This window comes from Pseudomonas monteilii (assembly GCA_001534745.1).
In the GTDB taxonomy this organism is placed as follows: domain Bacteria; phylum Pseudomonadota; class Gammaproteobacteria; order Pseudomonadales; family Pseudomonadaceae; genus Aquipseudomonas; species Aquipseudomonas alabamensis.
In genome coordinates, this window is record CP013997.1 from 1,467,258 (window position 1) to 1,486,521 (window position 19,264).

Consider the following 19,264-nt stretch of genomic DNA (forward strand, 5'->3'; position numbering starts at 1 on the left):
GGCGCCTCAGTCGCCCGTGTATTCGCAGCCGCTGGTGCAGGTTTCGTGGATCCGGACCTTGGACAGCTCCGGCAGCAGCGGCTTGACCTGATTCCAGATCCAGTGCGCGATGACTTCGCTGGTCGGATTCTCCAGGCCAGGGATGTCATTGAGGTAGTTGTGGTCCAGCTGCTCGTAGATCGGCTTGAACACCGCCTTGATCTCGGAGAAGTCGCGGATCCAGCCGGTGTGGGGGTCGACCGGGCCGGTCAGGTGCAGGGCGACCTTGAACGAATGACCATGCAGACGACCGCATTTGTGCCCCGCCGGCACGTTGGGCAGGCGGTGGGCTGATTCGAACGTGAATTCCTTGAAGATTTCCAAACTCGTAGACTCTGTAGAACCCATACGGGCGTGCAGTCTACCAGCATGACGGCTACAAGGGGCGCAGCCGGTCCTTGAGCCGCCCGGTGGCGATGAGCTCCAGCAGCTCGTCACCCAGTCGTCGGCTTTCGTCGATGGCGGTGTACCAGTAGCGCTTGCGGCTCGCCGCATCACCCAGAAAGCGCTTGAAATCGCCTCGGTCCGGCAATTTGCCGAAGGGCAGGCGGGCCAGGTACTGCGGCGAAGGCGTCATCAGCAGGACATTGCGCAGTCGCCAGGCATCGCCCCTGCGCCATGGTAGCCCCTTGTCGAACCAGCCAGGGATGATCTTGTCGGTGAAGTGGGGATACAGCACCAGATCGTCGCCTTGGTACGGCAGGTCCAGGTGGTAGTCGAGCAGCCCGCCGTCGCGGTAGGTCCCGCTGCCGGCCCCTGGCAGGTCGCGCACGCCCTGCATGACCATCGGGATCGACCCCGAGGCCAGCAGCGCCTGGCGCAGGTTGGCCGCACTCAATGGCACGCAGCGAGAAGGAAAATCATCCAGGCTGTCCAGCGGTGGCGCGGTTCGGCTGTCGTGCAGCACCAGGCGCTCGAAATGCCGCGCCAGGCGCGGGCGACCCAGCACGTTGTCCGCCAGCACCGAGGACAGGCCCAGGCCGAGCCGGCCGCGGTGGTCATCGGCCAGCAGGCCCCGGCTTTTGACCACCAGCACGTTCAGGCGGTAGTGGGCATTGTCCAGAATGTGTGCGTCGCCTTCCTGCAACAGCGCCTCGAGCATGCCTTCACAGCGTCGGCTGACGTCGGCGAGGGTGGCGCCCTTGGCGAAATCCAGCTCGGTGTACAGCGTGGCCAGCCGACGCAGCCCTTCGATCGGATCGGCAAGGCAGGCACTGGCGAAGCGCCAGGCGCCGATCGAGGCACCGATCAGGGCGCGTGGCCGTGGGGCCGACGGCAGCCAGTGGCCGAACAGCGCCAGGTCCAGTCCCTGGATACCGAGCGGTTTGGGCCCGCCGGCAGCGCCCGGTACGATTCCGACGTCGATCGCCCGCAGGCCCTGCTCGCGAATGTGCGCAAGGGCCCGCTGGCCGGCTTTGAACGTCAGGGCAGGGTAGGGGACATGGATGGCGCTCATGGCAGGGCTCGCGTGAAACGGGTCGGCCATTATAGGGAAGCCGGGCGTCGATGGCTGCGCTATCATGCCGCCGGTCGCTTCAGGTTGAGTTAAGCCGCAAGCCCTACGCTTGAGCCCGTACCCAGCACGAAGACCTCGAAGGAGAGACCCATGAAAACATTGACTGCCCTGCTGACCGCCGCCACGCTCGCCCTGGGGGCCAACGTGGCCCTGGCCAAGGACGTCCAGCCCGATGAAGTGGTCAAGCTGGTCAATGGCAAGACCATCAAATCGCTCGACGAACTCAAGGCGGCAGCGATCGCCAAGCATGCCGGCTCGACGGCCACCGATTCGGAGCTGGAAAACGAATACGGCCGCTACATCTACAAGGTCGAACTGCGCGACGCCCAGGGCGTGGAGTGGGACGTCGACCTGGATGCCCGTACCGGTGAGATCCTCAAGGACGAACGGGACAGCTGATGAACGATCTGTCGCTGACGGCGCGCTGCCTGGTGCTGGCGCTGTCGGCTTGCTGCTCGCTGGCGGTGGCCCGCGACCTGGACCAGGATGAAGCCCTCGAACTGCGGCGCGAGGGCGTCATCCTGCCGCTGGAGAAGCTGCTGGAGGCAGCTCTGGCGCGCCATCCGGGATCACGTCTGCTCGAAGCCGAGCTGGAAAAAGAACACGGGCGCTACGAGTACGAGGTGGAGATGCTCACCCCCGAGGGTGTGGTCCGCGAGATCAAGCTCGATGCCAGTACCGGCGCGTTGCTCAAAGACGAGGAAGACGACTGAATGCGCTTGTTGCTGGTGGAGGACAATGTCCCGCTTGCCGATGAACTGACCGCGAGCCTGCAACGCCAGGGCTACGCGGTCGACTGGCTGGCCGATGGCCGTGATGCGGTCTACCAGGGCCAGAGCGAACCCTATGACCTGATCATCCTGGACCTGGGGCTGCCGGGCCTGCCTGGGCTCGAGGTGCTGGCCCAATGGCGAGCCGGCGGCCTGCTGGCGCCCGTGCTGATCCTCACCGCGCGAGGGTCCTGGGCCGAGCGCATCGAGGGGCTCAAGGCCGGTGCCGACGACTACCTGAGCAAGCCTTTTCATCCCGAGGAGCTGCAGCTGCGCATTCAGGCCCTGGTGCGTCGTGCGCGTGGGTTGGCCAACCAGCCACGCCTGGAGGCAGCCGGGCTGCACCTGGACGAGGCGCGCCAGTGCGTGACCCGTGACGGGCTCGATGTCCAGCTGACCGCTGCCGAGTTCCGGCTGTTGCGGTATTTCATGCTGCATCCGCAGCAGATTCTGTCCAAGGGTCACCTGGCCGAGCACCTCTACGACGGTGAGACCGAGCGCGACTCGAACGTGCTCGAGGTGCACGTCAATCATCTGCGCCGCAAGCTGGGCCGCAGCGTGATCGAGACCCACCGTGGCCAAGGCTACCGTTATGCCGGGTATGGCGGATGAAGTCGATCCAGGGGCGCCTGAGCCTCGGGCTGGTCGCGGTGCTGGTGGTGGTGGGGTTGGGATTCGCGCAGCTGGGGCTGTGGCTGTTCGAAGTCGGCCTGCAGCGCTATCTGGAGTCGGGGCTGCGCAAGGAGAGCGAGAACCTGCTGGTGGCCCTGGTGCGTGGCCCCAATGGCCCGCAACTGGATGAGCGTCGTGTGTCGGCGGCCTACCAGCGCCCCCTGTCGGGCTATTACTTTCGGATCGACTTCGAGCACGGCAGTTGGCGTTCGCGTTCGCTCTGGGACCTGGAAATGCCCAAGCCGTCTCGGCCGGGTCTGGAAAGCGGCCATCAGCTGGCGCCGGAAGGTCAGCAATTGCTGGTGCTGCGCGCGGACTACCGGCGCCTGGGGCAGGACATCTCGATCAGCGTGGCGCAGGATTATTCGCCGGTACGCGATGGCTTCAGGCGTCTCGAGCAGATCGGCCTGGGCCTGGGGTTGGTGGCGCTGCTGCTGATTCTGGTGCTGCAGCGCGTGACCGTGACCCGCTCGCTGCGGCCGTTGGAGCGGGCCCGTCGGCAGATCGCGCAACTGCAGCAAGGGCGACGTTCGCAGTTGGACGAGCAGGTGCCCAGCGAGCTGGAGCCCCTGGTCGCGCAGATCAACCATTTGCTGGCCCATACCGAAGACAGCCTGCGACGGTCGCGCAATGCCTTGGGCAACCTGGGCCATGCCTTGAAGACGCCACTGGCGGTGCTGCTCAGCCTGGCGAGCAGTGAGCGGCTCAAGGATCAGCCCGAAGTGCGCGCGCAACTGCAGGCGCAGCTCGAGCAGATCCAGCAGCGCCTGGCCCGTGAACTCAACCGCGCACGCCTGGCCGGCGATGCCTTGCCGGGCGCGCAGTTCGATTGTGACGCGGAGTTGCCAGGGCTGCTGGCGACGTTGGGCATGATCCATGGCGAGGGGCTGGCCCTGCGCAGCGAGGTCCCGCCGGGTCTGCTGCTGCCCTGGGACCGCGAGGATCTGCTCGAGCTGCTGGGCAACCTGCTGGACAACGCCTGCAAGTGGGCGGACAGCGAGGTGCGGCTCGCCATTGCACAGACGGCCGAAGGCTACCGGGTGTGGGTCGACGACGATGGCCCCGGCATTCCCGAAGGCGCACGCCAGAGTGTCCTGGAGCGTGGGTCGCGCCTGGACGAGCAGGTCGATGGTCACGGGCTGGGGCTGGGCATCGTGCGGGACATCGTCGAGGCCTGGGGCGGGCAGCTGACCTTGCAGGAAAGTCCACAAGGTGGCTTGCGGGTGGACGTACACTTGCCCAGGCGCTAGGCGCGCTCGGGCAGAGGACATGACGTGTCGCTGCACAGACGCTATCGCTGGCAAGCCAGCTTCCACAGGAGATTGCGCCGGGCTGGCAGATCAGCGACGCAACAAAAAAATGTGGGAGCAGCTGTCTTTTCTACTCCGTACATGCCCGACCGCATGGGCCGATGTGTGGGCTTACCTGCGACGCAGGCGGCGCCTGACAAGGCCCTATCGCTGGCAAGCCAGCTCCCACCCAGACCTCTGTAGCCGTCGGTCTAGGCATGGCTGCGCAAGCAGCTTGTGGGAGCGGGCTTGCCCGCGATAGCGTACGGTCCGTCACTGCAGGGCTCGGGACGAACGCACGGCTTCGCTGCAAGAAAATTGCACATCAAGCGCAGTTTTTTGAGGTGGTCAGTGCCTGACGCCCTGTTCACAATGATCCGCCGTGCCGGGTGCAGCATTCGGCACGTTTTGATCAAACAGGTAGCTCGTCAGGTACGTCCTCTTCAATGTCTTCCAGTACTTCCCGCACCGGGTGGCAGCGGCGGCTGCCGCGCCCCTTGAATACTTCGCCACGTGAATGGCTGCGCGCTGGCCTCGGCGCCATGCTGGGGCTGTTCGTGGCCGGTTGGTTATGCAGCCTGGCTTTCGGGCCCTCCATTGCCTTGCACCTGCTTGGCCCCTTGGCGGCTTCGGCGGTCCTGGTCTTTGCGGTTCACTCCGGCCCCTTGGCCCAACCCTGGCCCGTCATCGGCAGTTATGCGCTGGCCGGCATCGTCGGTCTGGCGATGCGGCATCTGTGGGGCGATGCGCTGTGGGTCGCGGCTGCCGCACTGGGTGTGTCGATCTTGGTGATGTGCGTATTGCGCTGTCTGCATCCGCCGGGCGGCGGCGTGGCGGCCAGCCTGGTGCTGGCCGATCCCGGACTGGTGAGGCTGGGGGATCATGTGCTCGAGCCGGTCCTGCTCAACGTCGTGATCCTGGTGGTAGTGGCCGTCGTCTACAACCGCCTCACCGGCGTGCGCTACCCTGCGGCCGTGGCGCCACGTAAAGACCTGCACCACACCCACGATCCGCTGCCGACCGAGCGCGTCGGGGTCAACGCACAGGACCTGGACCAGGCCCTGGACGAGCTCGATGCGTTCGTCGACGTCACCCGCGATGAGCTGGAGCGAATCATCCTGGCCACCGAGCAGCATGCGTTGCAACGCAGCCTCAGCGGTCTGACGGCCGCCTCGGTGATGTCCCGCGACATTCAGGTCGCGACACCCAAAACCAAGCTCGCGCAAGCCTGGCGTTTGTTGTCGAGCCATCGGCTGCACACGTTGCCGGTGCTCGATCAAGGCCGTCTGGTGGGGATCGTCAGCCTCACCGATCTGGTCGGGCCGGCCATGGCTCAGGGTCGTTTCACCTGGCGAGGCCTGCTGGGTCGCCGCTCGGTGCGTCTGGAGCACATCATGAGCCGCCGGGTCGTCAGCGTCAGCGTGGATCATCCGTTGTCGCGCCTGTTGCCACTGCTGTGCGAGCAGGGCCTGCACTGCCTGCCGGTGCTCGACGGCGACACGCTGGTCGGTGTGGTGACCCAGACCGACCTGATCGCCGGGCTCGAGCGGCGTCTGCTCAGCGCATCGGCGCGTGCTTCAGACGAGCGGATCCCAGCGCTGTGACCAGTCGCTGGCGTCCTCGGCCACTTGGCGCCGCAGAATGTCCAGGGCGCGTTGCAAGGCCTCGCTGTCCCGTTCACGGGCATGGATGAGAAAGGTCGGGTAAGTGAACTCCGGTGCCTGCGCAACGCGCTCGAACACCCCGCTGTCCAGGTAGGCCTGTACGACACGCGTGCGAAAGTAGCCGCTGCCGCCCTGGTCGAGGATGAACTGCAAGGCCAGCGGGCCCAGGTTGAAACCCACGCTCGCCCGTGCACAATCGGGCAGCGCCGCATCGTGCTGACGCCGAAACGCCTCACCCCAGTCCACGTAGACATAGGGCTCGGTGCACCCCTTGCGTTGGATGCGCACCAGCTTTTCTTCCATCAGTTGCTCCACCTGCAAGCCCGGTGCATAGCTGGGCTGGTACACGAGCACCGCATCGAGCAGCCCCATCTCGACCTTGCGCAGCAACGATTCGCCCTCGCTGAGCTCACTGCGGACCGCATGCCCAGGCAGTGCCCGACGTACCGCGCACACCCATTCGAGCATCAGTGGTGTGCCCAGGCTGACCTCGCCGCCGATGCGCAGGACCGGTTGGCGGTCCTGGGTGCGTGGCAGGTCCCGGCGGGCGGCCTCCCAGGTCTGGACCAGTTGGTTGGCATAACTCAGGAAGGCTTCGCCGTTGGGCGTCAGGCGCGCGCCGCCACGGCCGCGCACGAACAGCTGGCAGTCCAGTTGCTGTTCCAGGCGCTGGACCCGTGCGCTGATGGCGGTCTGCGACACGCACAGGCGATCGGCAGTGGCCACCAGGCTGCCGCACCGTGCGATTTCGAGGAAGGTCCGGGCTTGATCGATGTCCATGCTGAAACTCGGCTGTAGGAAAAACGACTGAAGGTCACGCAGCGGCCTGCCTGTTGTGTCACAGGCGTGCGGCCACCTGTTCGAAGGTGGGGCGCGAGCTGACGGCTGGCTGCTGACAGTCCTGGGCCAGCTGGCGCAGGTCGCACGCTTCATCCTCGGCGCGCTCGAGCAATTCGTCGAGCAGCAGGCCGAAGGCACGGACCTCGATGCGTTCCAGCCCGCTGGCCAGCGCACGGGGCGAGAAGGCGGCAGCGCCGAAGTCACCCAGCAGGCCCTCGCCTTCGTCATTGCACAGCACGTTGTGCGCGTAGAGGTCGCCGTGGGTAAGACCACAGGCATGCAGGTGCGCGCCTGCCAGGGCAACGGTGCGCAACAGGCGACGCAGGGCCGGCAGGCGCCAGGGCAGGCGATCGGGGTAGCGATCGCGGGTGCAACTGTCCAGGCTGGGCGGTCCTGCCAGGTTGAACCAGGTGGGGTCGATCAGCCGCATGACCAGTGCGGGCAGGCCTGTCGGGTGATCGTCGATACGACCGAGCAGACCGGTCAGGCCCGGATGCTGCCCGGCGGCCAGGCAAGCGCGCACTTCGGCCAGGGGCGCCCCGTCGCTGGTCAGTGCGCCCTTGAACAGCTTCACGGCAACGTCGGTCGGTTCATCGTCGAGGCGGGCGCGATGGATGATCCCCGAGGCGCCCTGACCCAGGACGTCCTGCAAGGTCACGCGGTCCCAGCGGATCGATCGGCAGGCGCGAAGGTCTGTCTGCGGTTCGGCCTCGCAAGGGTTGCCCGAGAACGCCAGCCAGGCCAGCCTGGGCAAGTCCAGCACCCAATGGGGCAGGGCGGTCAGGCGGTTGCTGGCCAGGCGCAGCAGCTCCAGGCGGTGGCAGCGTGACAAGGCCTCCGGCAGGTGCGCAAGCCGGTTGCCCGACAGCATGAGCTTTTGCAAGTGCACGCAGTCGCCTAGCGTGTCGGGCAACGTTTCGAGGCGGTTTTCGGTCAGGATCAGGGCGCGCAGGGCCGGTGGCAAGGCGCAGCCCTCGATGCGCTCGATCTGGTTGTTGCGAAAGCCGACGGTCTCGAGCCGCTGGCACTGACCGATGGCCACGGGCATGTCGGTGAACCGGTTGTCCGAGCAGAACAGCACTTTCAGGTGGCGCAGGCGATACAGGTCGTGCGGCAGGCGGCTAAGCCGGTTACCCGAGAGGTTCAGGATCTCCAGGCTGTCGGCCAGGCTGAAGATCTCGGGTGGGAATTCATCCAGGTCCTGGTTCAGGTCCAGACGGGTCAGGCCTTGCAGGCGCCCAGCCTTCAGGTCGTCGAGGGTGTGCATCGCCAATCACATGCCATTCGTTGCGAAGAAGCAGGCGATGATAGCGGCATTCGTTCCCAAAGGGGCGGGCAGGGCAAACGTGGCATGACGCCAGGGGTCGCGTGCGTACCGCAACTGGCGTAGGCTGGACCTCCAAAGCCACGAGGAGTCGACCCATGTCCGATCCTTATCACCTGAGTCGTTTCATCGAGGCCCAGCAGCCTGTGTACGCACGCGCCTTCGAAGAATTGCAGGCAGGCCATAAACGCAGCCACTGGATGTGGTTCGTTTTCCCTCAGCTGCAAGGTTTGGGTCGCAGCGAGATGGCTGCGCGCTACGCGATTTCCGGTGTCGATGAAGCACGTGCCTATCTGGCGCATGAGGTGCTCGGTCCGCGCCTCAAACGCTGCGTCATGGCGTTGATGCAGCATACCGACAAAAGCGCCAGGCAGATGCTCGGTACGCCCGACGACCTGAAACTGCGCTCTTGCCTGACCTTGTTCAACAAGGCCGACCCGAGCGAAACACTGTGGCAACTGGCTCTGATGCAGTTTTTCGACGGTGCGCCAGATGCCGCGACGCTGGGTCGGCTGGGTCGTTGAACAGGCTCAGGCCTTGCGTTCCAGCTGACGCTCGATCAGGTACTTGACGCTCAGGCGACGTTCCTTCAGCCGACGCAGGTCATCGTCTTCGTAGTTGCCAGCCGAAATCGCCTCCGCGGCCAGCACCTGGTTGTCGATATCGGTGTAATCGTCGAGCAGGCGATCCAGTTCCTTGTCTGTCTGACGGCGTTGCTGCACGATCTCGCGAGGGTAGTGCAAGTCTTGGTACAGATCGTGTGAAACTGGCATGGGAGTGTTCCTTGTGAAGATGGCTGGATTATCCGTTTGAGCGGGTTGCCTGGAACGAGTTGAGCGCACTTGCAACCTGAGGCGACGAACGGCGGCCGCTCCTGTGGCGCGGCAGGTGTGCCGAGGGCGCAGGGTGTGAACAAGAGCCTGGAGATGTGAGGTTTTGCCTTCCAGTCAGGTGCGCATACGCACTGGCGGCCAACTAAGCCGCTGTTTTAAGAGATTTTTTTCGCCTGGGGGGTTTTCAACGTCCTATTTCCTTGGTACATTGCCGCTCATTCCCGCACAGCCAGTTACACCTCGGTTGTCGGTGGATACAGGGGCGTCGCCAAGCGGTAAGGCAGCAGGTTTTGATCCTGCCATGCGTTGGTTCGAATCCAGCCGCCCCTGCCATTTTTATTCCAGCTAGAATTTTCCGTTTCGTACGTGAAGGCGTATCGAGGCGTATTTTCGTGCGCGTCATTCAGCGTTTTGCCACGGGCGGCTGCCGCAGCGGCACGCCTGCCTGGCGTCATGACCTGCGCCGCCGAGATGGCGCAGGTTCAGTTGCCGTGCGTTCCGAGCAGTTCGCCAAGCGCCTTGGTCAGGGTGTTGGGTTGCACGGGCTTTTGCACCACCAGGCTCCCAGGCAGTTGCAACCCCTCGAGGTCGGCGTACCCGGTCAGGAAAAGCACGGGCAGGTGGGCATAGCGCTCACGTGCCGCCTGCGCCAGCTGAGCCCCATTGAATTCGGGCATGGCGAAATCGGTGAGCAGGACATCGATCTCGTCGTCCAGCAGGGTCAGTGCGTGTTCTCCGCCCGTGGCCTGGCGTACCCGATAGCCGTACTGGTGAAGCATTTCGCCGATCAGCTCGCGCACTCGGTCGTCATCGTCCACCAGCAAGACCGTACGATCGCTGCCGATGGTGCTCGAGGCCATGGCCGCCGCTGGGCCGCTCACATGGATGGCCAGCGGCTGCTTGACCGCCGGCAGGTAGACCGTCACTTCGGTGCCCTGGTCCGGCGCGGTGACGATGCGCACACCGCCGCCCGATTGCTTGGCGAAGCCGAACACCTGGGCCAGGCCCAGGCCCGAGCCTTTGCCGATGTCCTTGGTTGTGAAGAACGGCTCGAAGACCTTGCCGACGATCTCTTCGCTCATGCCGAAGCCCGTGTCACGGATCGACAGGCTGACGTATTCGCCTGGCTCAGGTTCCTCGGGGCGCTGCGGCAGCGCTTCGATGTGCGTGTTGCGGGTGCTGAGGGTCAGCTGCCCCCCGTCCGGCATCGCATCACGGGCGTTGATCGCCAGGTTGAGGATGATCATCTCGGTCTGGGTCGGGTCGGTCAGCGCCTGCCACAACAGCGGATCCAGATCGAGGCGTACCGATATACTGCCACCGAGGGTGCGGCGCAACAGCTCTTCCAGCCCGCCGAAGGTGTCGTTCAGGTTCACCGGTATCGGTTCGAGCCGCTGGCGTCGGGAGAAGGCCAGCAGCTGGGCGGTCAGCTTGGCGCCGCGTTCGCCTGCTTCCCGGATGTGCTGCAGGCGGGAGGTGGCCTTGACCAGGTCGGGCTTGGCCAGGTCGCGCTCCAGGAAGCTGGCGCCGGTCAGGATCACCGTCAGCAGGTTGTTGAAGTCGTGGGCGACGCCTGCCGTGAGCTGGCCTACAGCCTCCAGGCGCTGCATCTGCTGCAAGGTCGCCTCGATGCGTTCGCGTTCGGCGATCTGCTCGCGCAGTCGACGGTTGGCCTCGCCCAGCTCCAAGGTGGCTTCGCGTTCGCTGGTGATGTCTCGGGCAACGACATACAGCAGGTCATCGTCTTGCACCACCACCCATGACAGCCAACGCTGCTGGCCGCTGGCATGCTGCACGGGGCCGACGAAGCGCGCGCTGCCATTGCCCTGGCTGAGCGCGGCCAGCTCGGCAATGAACATGTCCCGTGCGGTTTCCGGGAGGACCGTCAGCAAGGACGTTTCGGACAAGTGCGCACGGGTAAAGCCGAGCACCGTCTCCCAGGCGGGGTTGAGTGCCACGGGCGTGAGGTCCTGCTTGAGCACCGCCGAGAGATCCTGGGACAGGTCCCAGGCACGGTCACGTTCGCGGGTCCGCCGCTCGACGCGCTCGCCCAGCATCTCGTTGAGCTGCTTGAGGGCTTGGGTGGCCAGGTGCTGCTGGTGCACGTCCTGCAGCACGCCCGAGAAGCGTACGCATTGGCCATCGACGAAGCGTGATTGCCCGGTACTCAACAGCCAGCGCGGCTCGTGCCCGCCATGGCCCATGACCCGGAACTCCACGCGGTAGCGGCCGCTGCCGCTCGGCTGCAGCGCATGCTCGACGGCCTGGCGGACATGGGGGAGATCGTCCGGAAACAGGCCGGCGAAGAACACGTCCATGCTCACCGGCGCGTCTAGTGACAAGCCGAACAGGGCGCGGCAACGGTCATCCCAGATCAGCTGATCGCTGTCGGGACGAAAATCCCAGGTGCCCATGCCCGCTGCATCGATGGCGATCCGTGCGCGCGCTTCGACATCCGCCAATGCCTGCTCGGCATGCCGGCGACGCTGGCGCTCCTGCACCTCGGTCATCGCGCGCCTGACGGCCTTGGGCAGCAGCGACAGGTTCTTCTTCAGCACGTAGTCGGTGGCGCCGAGGCGGATCATCTCCACGGCGTGTTCTTCGCCGTAGATACCGGACAGGAAGATGAACGGCACGTCGGGCGCCAGGCGCTGGGCGATGGCCAGCACCTCGGTGCCGGACGAGCTGGGCAGCACACAGTCGCACAGGATCAGGTCGAAGAGCTCTTCACGCAGCGCATGCTCGGCGCCGACATGGTCGAACGCCTGTCGCGCCTCGATGTGCAGGCCGTTGCGCTCCAGGCGCATCAGCGTCAGTTCGGCATCCATCGAGCTGTCTTCGACCATCAACAGCTTCAGCGGCCCCGACTGGGTGATGACCGGGTTCAGTTGGCGCCTCGACGCGGCAGGCGGAGCGAACCGGGTGGTGGCTCGTTGAGCACTGCCCAGAAGATGCCCAGGTCGGAGATGGCCGCCACGAACTCCTTGAAGTCCACGGGCTTGACCACGTAGGCGTTGACGCCCAGCTCGTAGGCGCGCTCGAGATCGGGTTCCTCGCGCGAAGAGGTCAGCATCACGGTCGGGATGCTACGCAGCTCCGGCGTCTCGCGAACGATCTTCAGCACTTCCAGGCCGTCGACCTTGGGCAGTTTCAGGTCCAGCAGCATCACGGCAGGGTTGCCGGCGTCGCGGTCCTTGAACGCGTTGCGTTGGAACAGGTAGTCCAGGGCGTCGGCGCCATCGCGGATGACGATGACTTCATTGGCCAACTGACTGCGCTCCAGCGCCAGCAAGGTCAACTCCAGGTCTCTGGGGTTGTCTTCGACCAACAGGATCGGTTTGAGCATGATGATGCAGTGTCCTCAAGCGTGCAGCGGTTGTCGGGGCAGGGAAAAATGGAATGTCGCCCCTTTGTCTATCTGGCCTTCAGCCCAGACTTCGCCGTCATGGCGTTCGATGATGCGGCGCACGCTGGCCAGGCCGATACCCGTTCCCTCGAAGTCTTCCATGCGGTGGAGGCGCTGGAAGACCCCGAACAGCTTGTTAGCATAGGTCATGTCGAAGCCCACGCCGTTGTCGCGGATGAAGATCTCGGTGTGCGTCGCGCTCTGTCGGTAGTCGATCCAGATGCGGGCCGGGTTGCGGTCGCGCGTGTACTTGACCGCGTTGGCAATCAGGTTCTGTAGCGCCATCTTCAGGAACGCCGGGTCGGCGATGACCTTGGGCAGCGAAGCGATCTCCCAGACGATCTCGCGTCCTTCGACATCCGGTGCCAGTTCGGCGCGGATGTTTTCGATCAGCGCATTGGGGTCGACATCGGACAGCCGCAGCGCCGAGCGCCCCATCTGGGAAAAGTTGAGCAGGTTGTCGACCAGGGTGCCGGCGAAGCGCGCCGCCTCTTCGATATGCTGCAGGAAGCGCTGGCCGCGCTCGGTCATCGTCTGCGCCTCCATTTCGCTCAGCAGTTCGGTATAGCCGGCGATGTGTCGCAGCGGTGCGCGAAGGTCGTGCGAGACGCTGTAGGAGAAGGCTTCGAGCTCCTTGTTCGAGCGTTTCAGTTCGCTGGCCAGCTGAGCCAGTTCCTCGGCCTTGCGCAGGACGATGCCCAGCACCGCGTTGCGCAGCTCCAGGCTGCTTTCGAGAATCAGCGGGTCCCAGGGCTTGCTGAAATCACGGACTTCTTCGTGCCAGCGCTCGAAACTGTTGCGCGGGTCGAGGCTGCCTTGTGGCCCGATCTGTTTGTCCGGGCGACCTGCCCATTCGACCGTGCGCGCCTTTTCTGGTCGGAACCATACCAGGTAGTGGGAATGGATCTGCGAGATGGCCAGGGCCAGCACACCGGCGGCATGGTCGGCCAGTTCGGGCAGCTCCTCGATATCGCGCCGGACGTTGTCGGTGTGGAAGACGTTTTCGTCGCCACGTCGCGACAGCCAATGGACCAGGGCGGTGATCTGGGCAGCAGGCGGGGTACGCCCGACGGTGTCGCAACGATCGGCGCTGATGATGGCGGCGCCGCTGGCATCCGCGAAGGCCAACAGCACCTCGGGCAGTTCCAGCAAGCCCAGCGCGACGCTGTCATGGTCGGCCATGGACGACAGCATCTTGACGATGTGCTGGCGCAGGTCGAGCAGCTTGCGTGTGTTGGTGTGCGACTCGCGGGATTCGATCTGCAGCGACAGCACGCTGGCCAGCAGTTCGCATGCGGTCCGGGTCTGGAAATCGACGGTCCTGGGCTCGTCGTGGTGGCAGGAAATCAGCCCCCAGAGCTGCCCATCGACCACGATCGACAACGACATCGACGCCAGCGTGCCCATGTTGCGCATGTATTGCAGGTGGACGGGCGAGACGCTGCGCAGCGAAGCGAAGCTGAGGTCCAGCGGTTTACCGGTGCGCGGATTGAGCTCGGGCACCAGGCGCGCCGGTTGGTAGTTGGCATCGCCGATCAGGCGAATCCGGTTGGTCCGGTACAGGTCGCGAGCCTGGCGCGGGATGTCGGAGCCGGGAAAGCACAACCCCAGGTAGCGCGGGTAGCCTGGCTCGGCTTCCTCGGCCAGGACCAGGCCGTTGCCTTCGCTGTCGAAGCGGTAGGCCTTGACCCGGCCGAAACCGGTCAGGCGCTTGATCTCCTGGACACTGCGCGTCAGCAGGTCGTGAATGTCGCCCAGTTGATTCAGGCTGTTGACGAAGGCTCGCACCAAGGGATAGTGGCTGGTCTGCGAGACCATGCTCTTGCAAGGTTCGAACTCGGCCAGCAACACCTGATCGTGTCGATGCACCAGCAATTGCAGCAGTTCGCCCGAAGCTCTTTCGGCGCACAGCCGCACGTTGCTGATGTGGAAAGGGAACTGGTCCTGCTCGGGCACCTGCTGGACCTGCGACGCCAGGTCGAACTCGACATCCAGGAATGTGCGTGCATCCAGGCCGATCAGCTCTCCTGCAGGTCGTCCCAGCCAGCGCTCGGCGTTTTCGCTGGCCTGGAGGATGCTGAAGTCACGTTCGTCCAGCACGAGCAGGAACCCCTGCGGCTGGATGCTGCCCGGCACGCGGATCGGTTCCTGGGCGCAGCGTTCGATGGCGTGCTGGAGAGAAGGATCGGCGGTGGTCAAAGGTAACGCTCCCGGTCCGTCACGCGTGGCGCGGACGTGTAGGCACATAGCATAGGGCTATCTACGGTATCAGAAAAAGACCGCGATTACCGGCCCAAGGCTCATATGAAAGCAAAAGCCCTCGTCGGTTTCATGCAGGTGTTCAAAGGGTTGCGTGTGACTGACGACCGGCAGGGGTAGGTTGTCACATCGGCGCGCAGACATAGCTACCACCGGTACGCGCATGCAGACGCGCACGCTCCCGTGCTCCTGTACACGAGAGACCGAGACATGTCCGAACACCTCGCCCCCGATACCTGCATCGACACCTTGATCGCCCGCCAACTGCCGACCTGGGTGCGTGATGCACCGGCCGATCTGCGTAGCGCCCTGCGTGGTCATCTGCTGGCCCAGCAGCGTGCCCATGCCCAGGCCAGTCATCTGCTCGGCAGCGTTCGTGCGCTGCCGGACTTTGCCGAGGCGGTGCTCTCGCCAGCATTGGCGCACCAGCTCGGGCGTCACGTGGATGTGCGCACCAGTCAACTCGATCTGGTGACCTACCTGCCGGAAGCCAGCGCCAGCCTGGGCATGGCGGCGACGTTCAGGCGCCATGCCAGCAAGCAGAGCCTGCTGGCGGCCGCCTTGCACAACTTCGACGCCAACGAGACGGCCGCCAGCGCCTTCTCGTCCGAGACCACCCTCGTCGATGGCAACTGCCAGCCCCTCGGTCTGGCACCTGAACGGTTCGCCGAACTGTGCCGGACCTTGGACATCGGTGCGCAGTACCAACGCCATATCAGGACGGTGCTGGCGCCGGAGGGCGAGGCCGGTGTGGAGGTTGCGCGCACCCTGGAGCAGGCATTCCGTACTGCGCTGACGGCGGATGCGTGCCTGGCCCGTGTGCGGGGTGGCCTGGACCACGCCAACTACCGTCGCCTGCTGGTGCTGACTGCGCCGGTCCCGGTGGTTCCGCCCGATACGTGCGTATTGAGCGCCCATTCGCTGCGCGTGCTGGGCAAGCGCGTCGAGGGCGCCTTGGCGCTGGAAGTCTGGTCTGACGCGTCGCCAGCCGCTACGCTCGAGGCCATCATCGCCTGGATTCCGGGCGACCCCATCGCCGCCATTTCCCTGCATGCCTCCTGGCGCGGACTGTCGATCGCCCTGGCTGGCCGCCTGACCACCTCAGGCTACCCGGCCTTCTTCGAGCAGCTGCTGGCCAAGCCGGATCGCCCGGCGTTCAGACAGGCGCTGGCGCGCAGGCTGCGCGAGGCCATTCCCAGCGCGCCTGTGGAAGTGGATGGGCGGCACGAGGCGATCGAGGGGAATGTCTTCGCCCATTTGCGTCGGCGTCAGGTCGACGCGATCCTGGACGACGCCAGGCGGCTGGCCGTGCCTACCGGCGAAGAAGACCGCAAGGCGCGTGCGGCCCGGCTGGAAGCCTATGCCAACGCCGGGCTCGACCTGTTGGGGTTGGCGGGACTGTTCGTGCCTGGACTGGGCGCGGCGATGCTGGGCATCACCGCCGTGCAATTGGCCGGTGAGGTGTACGAAGGCTACGAGGATTGGCAGTTGGGCGACCGGGACGCTGCCCTGGAGCATCTGTTCAACGTCGCCGAAAACATCGTGGGCAACGCCGTGGGAATGGCGGCGCCACCGGCGGTGCTCCAGCTCAGCGAGCGGGTGCTGTTCGTGGACGCGCTCACACCCATCGTCAAAGGCGCCGATGGGCTGCGCTTGATCGATCCCAGCCTGCCAGGCTACGCCTCGGCGACGGTCGAACCCGGTGGGCAGGACGTCAATGTCCGCCATGTGCAAGGGCATACCGGCACCCTGCGGCTGGAGCGCGCCCATGAACAGACACACTGGAAGGTCGTTCACCCCACACGAAAACAGGCCTATTCGCCTCCTGTCGACATCAACGCGGCCGGCGGTTGGCGGCATGCGCTGGAGCAGCCTCAGGACTGGGCTGACAGGGGCGAACTGGTACGCAGGCTCGACAGCGAGACTGCCGCGGCCAGTGACGAAGCGGCTTGCTTCGCACTTCAAGTGACGGCGATGAACGAGGACCAGGTGCGACGCCTGCACCTGGAGAACGCGCCGGCGCCTGCACGGTTGCGAGACGCGTTGCAACGTTACGACCTGCACGTGCGTGTTCCAACGCTGTCAGGGGCAGCGTTCGAGGCGCAGGTGGCCGCGAACGCACCTGTCCTGTCCGCTGCCGCACAGGTGCTCAAACGTGATTTTCCGGGGCTGACCCCGCGTTGCGCCAATGAACTGGTCGAGCAGATCAGCCAGGCAGACGTGCAGCGCCTGCTCGACGAACAGCGCGTACCGCTGGCCCTGGCGCAGCAGGCGCGTTGGGCCCTGCACGACACGCGACTGGACCGGGCCTGCGCGGGACTGATCCTGGCCCAGGCCACTGGACGCGACACGGAAATCCTGGCGCTTGGCCTGATCGACGTGATGGCGCCCTGGCCCGAAGACGTTCGCATCGAGATTCGTCAGGACACCCCCCAAGGCGCGTTGATCGCCCAGTCGACCGCCCAGTCCGACGCCCGACCCCAGGTGATCGTCAGTCGACAGGGCCATTACTACTGCGTGGACGCGGCAGGGCAACTCATGGGCGCAAGCCGGCGCGATGGCACGCTGATGGAAGCATTGCTGTTGAGGCTTTCGTCATTGCAGAAGCTGCTGTTGGGTCAGGCCGACCTGAGCGCGCAGGCGTTGGGCGAACGCCTGGTCAAGGAAACAAGTCGATCACGTGAACAGGCGGCCGAAGCGTTGGGCTTGATAACCAAGCGTCAAGGTTTCAGGCCGCCGGTACGGTGGGGGGACGGACGGGTAGGCTATCCACTGAGCGGACGCGGGGAGAGCAGCCAGCAGGCGCTCGAGCGCGGCCTGCGCCAGCTTTACCCCACCTTTTCCACGTCGGAGATCGAAGGGTATCTGCGCGATCTGCGCGCACGTGGCATCGACCCTTGGAACTACCTGCACGACTTGCATCAGCAACTGGCGACCTTGCGGTCGGCCCTCGAGGCTTGGCAATCCGAGCCAGGGACTGCCCTGCAGGCGCTTCGGCGGCATGAGGTCGCCACGCGCATCCGCCGTTGCTGGCGGCGCAAGCAGGGTGGCTATGATGGCGCGCGCCTGGTACTTCAAGGCGAGCGGGTCGGTCGTCTGCCCATGTTGCCGGACAGCATCGACTTCGGGCACGTGCAGGAGCTGGTGCTGCGCAACATGACGTTGCTCGACGTGCCTGAGGCGTTCCTGCGCCGCTTCACGAACCTGCGCCTGCTGGACCTGCGGCACAATCAGCTCACCCGCCTGCCGGCCGGGCTGGAATCACTGACGCAGGTGGTGGAGCTGCGCCTGGGTTACAACCGCATCGTCTGGGATGCGCAAAGCGACCAGCGACTGGCGGCGCTGACCCGTCTCGAGCGTCTGGATCTGTCTGGCAATCCGCTGCGTGTGGCGCCCAACCTCGTTGCACTGCGCAATCTGCGCCATGTGTCGCTGCGCGATACCTTGCTCACCGAGGTGCCGCTATGGCCGGAGCAGCGGCCCTTCGTGGAAGGGATCGACCTGCGGGACAACACCATCCAGCGCTTGCGTCCTTCAAGGTCGCATTCTTTCTTGCGACGGTTGTTCCTGCACGACAATCCACTGGACAGCGCCAGCGTGGCGCAGGTCGACCGCGCAGCGCAGTCGGGGACGACAGCGTCCGAGGCTCGGCACATCGCTGAGGCCCATGCTGTGGCCGATAACCGCACCCGTGATCATTGGCTGAGCCACTTGCGCGACGATGAGCGAGAGTCGCATCGAGTCATCTGGGACAGCGTGCAGGCCGAACCTGGCAGTGAAGATTTGTTGCGCTTTTTCGCTGACCTGTCGCAATCCAACGAGTTCTTGCGTGCGCCAAGACGATTGACCCAGCGCGTGTGGCGCATCCTGAGCGCCTGCGAGCGCGACACCCAGGTCAGAGAAGCCTTGTTCCAACAGGCCGCCGGCCCTCGTACCTGCGCCGATCGCGTGTTGCTCGTACTCAGTCAGCTGGAGGTCTGTACGCTGGTGGCCGAAGCCACCGAGGGTCGTACGGATGCGCTGGCCACCCGTGCCCTGATGCGACTCGGTCGTTCATTGCATCGTCTGGAAGAGGTGGACCGCCTTGCCAATGCGCACATCGAACGGCTGCGTCTCGAGCAGCCGCCTCGACCCGTGGACGACATCGAGGTCATCATGGCCTATCGCGTCAACCTGGCCGACGCGCTGGGCTTGCCCGAGCAGCCAGGCTACATGTACTTCGGCTCGCACAGTCGCGTCAGTCTGCTCGATCTGAGCACGGCACGTGTGCAGGTATTGACCACGGAAACCGACGAAAGACTGGCCAGCTCGCTGGCTCAGCGGGACTTCTGGATCGATCATCTGCGTCGACGCTTCGGTCACCTGTTCGAAGAGATGAACGCACCTTTTCACGCCCGGCTCGAAGCCTTGGACGGCTGGGGTGCGGAGGTGGCCGAGCAGACGTACCTCGAGCGTGTGGAACAACTGGCACGCGAGCGTGAGCAGGCCGAACGCAGGCTTCTGCTGAGGCTGACGCTGGATGAATTCGCGCTTTCACTGCATTGATTCATGCCACCGCGACCGACACGATGCGGCAGCAGCATCCGGCCGGCGTGGGTGAGGCTGTCGTGTGGGCTGTTCGCTACCAGGCGGTGAGGGGTCTGGAAAACGAG

At 65.1% G+C, this 19,264-nt stretch carries 15 protein-coding genes and 1 tRNA gene; 8 read left to right on the top strand and 8 right to left on the bottom strand.

Annotated features, from left to right (window positions below; translation table 11 throughout):
- Window positions 1–6: 6 nt before the first annotated feature.
- Both APT63_06540 and APT63_06545 read right to left on the bottom strand, forming a co-directional pair.
- Entirely contained in the window at window positions 7–387 is a 381-nt protein-coding gene (locus tag APT63_06540; GenBank protein ID AMA45316.1) for a 6-carboxy-5,6,7,8-tetrahydropterin synthase, read from the bottom strand.
- A 28-nt stretch (window positions 388–415) separates the two neighbouring features.
- Window positions 416–1,495, bottom strand: coding sequence for a hypothetical protein (locus APT63_06545; GenBank protein AMA47804.1), 1,080 nt, complete (start codon window positions 1,493–1,495; stop codon window positions 416–418).
- A 150-nt stretch (window positions 1,496–1,645) separates the two neighbouring features.
- On the opposite strand from APT63_06545, the gene APT63_06550 reads away from it, so the two are divergent.
- The 5 genes from APT63_06550 (at window position 1,646) to APT63_06570 (ending at window position 5,890) form a co-directional block, all read left to right on the top strand.
- Complete coding sequence (locus APT63_06550; GenBank protein AMA45317.1) at window positions 1,646–1,954, top strand: peptidase; 309 nt, start codon at window positions 1,646–1,648, stop codon at window positions 1,952–1,954.
- Window positions 1,954–2,268 carry a peptidase gene (locus APT63_06555; protein ID AMA45318.1) on the top strand — a complete coding sequence of 105 codons (315 nt, stop codon included), beginning with the start codon at window positions 1,954–1,956 and terminating at the stop codon, window positions 2,266–2,268. Before APT63_06550 ends, APT63_06555 begins: the two co-directional genes overlap by 1 nt.
- Window positions 2,269–2,937: a two-component system response regulator gene (locus APT63_06560; protein AMA45319.1), complete on the top strand. Its 669-nt coding sequence runs from the start codon at window positions 2,269–2,271 to the stop codon at window positions 2,935–2,937.
- Window positions 2,934–4,247 (top strand): histidine kinase, encoded by a 1,314-nt coding sequence (locus tag APT63_06565; GenBank protein AMA45320.1) that lies wholly within the window; start codon window positions 2,934–2,936, stop codon window positions 4,245–4,247. The genes APT63_06560 and APT63_06565 overlap by 4 nt, the downstream gene beginning before the upstream one ends.
- Before the next feature lie 485 nt (window positions 4,248–4,732).
- Window positions 4,733–5,890 (top strand): hypothetical protein, encoded by a 1,158-nt coding sequence (locus tag APT63_06570; GenBank protein AMA45321.1) that lies wholly within the window; start codon window positions 4,733–4,735, stop codon window positions 5,888–5,890.
- On the opposite strand, the gene APT63_06575 is transcribed toward APT63_06570, so the two are convergent.
- Window positions 5,864–6,730: a LysR family transcriptional regulator gene (locus APT63_06575; GenBank protein AMA45322.1), complete on the bottom strand. Its 867-nt coding sequence runs from the start codon at window positions 6,728–6,730 to the stop codon at window positions 5,864–5,866. The two genes, APT63_06570 and APT63_06575, sit on opposite strands and share 27 nt — an antisense overlap.
- Before the next feature lie 58 nt (window positions 6,731–6,788).
- Window positions 6,789–8,057 carry a protein kinase gene (locus tag APT63_06580; protein AMA45323.1) on the bottom strand — a complete coding sequence of 423 codons (1,269 nt, stop codon included), beginning with the start codon at window positions 8,055–8,057 and terminating at the stop codon, window positions 6,789–6,791.
- 155 nt (window positions 8,058–8,212) lie between these two features.
- Between APT63_06580 and APT63_06585 the strand changes: the two genes are divergently transcribed.
- On the top strand, window positions 8,213–8,638 hold the full coding sequence (locus APT63_06585) for a calpastatin (protein AMA45324.1): 426 nt from the start codon (window positions 8,213–8,215) through the stop codon (window positions 8,636–8,638).
- Between the two features lie 6 nt (window positions 8,639–8,644).
- Here the strand turns inward: APT63_06585 and APT63_06590 are convergent, their stop codons facing one another.
- Window positions 8,645–8,887, bottom strand: coding sequence for a hypothetical protein (locus APT63_06590; GenBank protein AMA45325.1), 243 nt, complete (start codon window positions 8,885–8,887; stop codon window positions 8,645–8,647).
- 318 nt (window positions 8,888–9,205) lie between these two features.
- Between APT63_06590 and APT63_06595 the strand changes: the two genes are divergently transcribed.
- A tRNA-Gln gene (locus APT63_06595) sits at window positions 9,206–9,280 on the top strand.
- 149 nt (window positions 9,281–9,429) lie between these two features.
- Here the strand turns inward: APT63_06595 and APT63_06600 are convergent.
- The 3 genes from APT63_06600 to APT63_06610 are packed head-to-tail and all read right to left on the bottom strand — an operon-like array spanning window position 9,430 to window position 14,600.
- A complete protein-coding gene (locus APT63_06600; protein AMA45326.1) occupies window positions 9,430–11,793 on the bottom strand; it encodes a hybrid sensor histidine kinase/response regulator in 2,364 nt (787 codons plus the stop codon).
- Between the two features lie 38 nt (window positions 11,794–11,831).
- Window positions 11,832–12,293: a two-component system response regulator gene (locus APT63_06605; GenBank protein AMA45327.1), complete on the bottom strand. Its 462-nt coding sequence runs from the start codon at window positions 12,291–12,293 to the stop codon at window positions 11,832–11,834.
- A 15-nt stretch (window positions 12,294–12,308) separates the two neighbouring features.
- Window positions 12,309–14,600 carry an ATPase gene (locus tag APT63_06610; GenBank protein ID AMA45328.1) on the bottom strand — a complete coding sequence of 764 codons (2,292 nt, stop codon included), beginning with the start codon at window positions 14,598–14,600 and terminating at the stop codon, window positions 12,309–12,311.
- 222 nt (window positions 14,601–14,822) lie between these two features.
- Between APT63_06610 and APT63_06615 the strand changes: the two genes are divergently transcribed.
- A complete protein-coding gene (locus tag APT63_06615; GenBank protein AMA45329.1) occupies window positions 14,823–19,157 on the top strand; it encodes a hypothetical protein in 4,335 nt (1,444 codons plus the stop codon).
- Window positions 19,158–19,264: the final 107 nt, after the last annotated feature.

Coding starts and splice junctions, on each gene's coding strand:
- APT63_06590 (AMA45325.1), bottom strand. CDS start 8,887: ATGCCAGTTTCACACGATCTGTACCAAGACTTGCACTACCCTCGCGAG.
- APT63_06550 (AMA45317.1), top strand. CDS start 1,646: ATGAAAACATTGACTGCCCTGCTGACCGCCGCCACGCTCGCCCTGGGG.
- APT63_06600 (AMA45326.1), bottom strand. CDS start 11,793: ATGGTCGAAGACAGCTCGATGGATGCCGAACTGACGCTGATGCGCCTG.
- APT63_06605 (AMA45327.1), bottom strand. CDS start 12,293: ATGCTCAAACCGATCCTGTTGGTCGAAGACAACCCCAGAGACCTGGAG.
- APT63_06580 (AMA45323.1), bottom strand. CDS start 8,057: ATGCACACCCTCGACGACCTGAAGGCTGGGCGCCTGCAAGGCCTGACC.
- APT63_06545 (AMA47804.1), bottom strand. CDS start 1,495: ATGAGCGCCATCCATGTCCCCTACCCTGCCCTGACGTTCAAAGCCGGC.
- APT63_06565 (AMA45320.1), top strand. CDS start 2,934: ATGAAGTCGATCCAGGGGCGCCTGAGCCTCGGGCTGGTCGCGGTGCTG.
- APT63_06560 (AMA45319.1), top strand. CDS start 2,269: ATGCGCTTGTTGCTGGTGGAGGACAATGTCCCGCTTGCCGATGAACTG.
- APT63_06555 (AMA45318.1), top strand. CDS start 1,954: ATGAACGATCTGTCGCTGACGGCGCGCTGCCTGGTGCTGGCGCTGTCG.
- APT63_06615 (AMA45329.1), top strand. CDS start 14,823: ATGTCCGAACACCTCGCCCCCGATACCTGCATCGACACCTTGATCGCC.
- APT63_06585 (AMA45324.1), top strand. CDS start 8,213: ATGTCCGATCCTTATCACCTGAGTCGTTTCATCGAGGCCCAGCAGCCT.
- APT63_06570 (AMA45321.1), top strand. CDS start 4,733: ATGTCTTCCAGTACTTCCCGCACCGGGTGGCAGCGGCGGCTGCCGCGC.
- APT63_06575 (AMA45322.1), bottom strand. CDS start 6,730: ATGGACATCGATCAAGCCCGGACCTTCCTCGAAATCGCACGGTGCGGC.
- APT63_06610 (AMA45328.1), bottom strand. CDS start 14,600: ATGTGCCTACACGTCCGCGCCACGCGTGACGGACCGGGAGCGTTACCT.
- APT63_06540 (AMA45316.1), bottom strand. CDS start 387: ATGGGTTCTACAGAGTCTACGAGTTTGGAAATCTTCAAGGAATTCACG.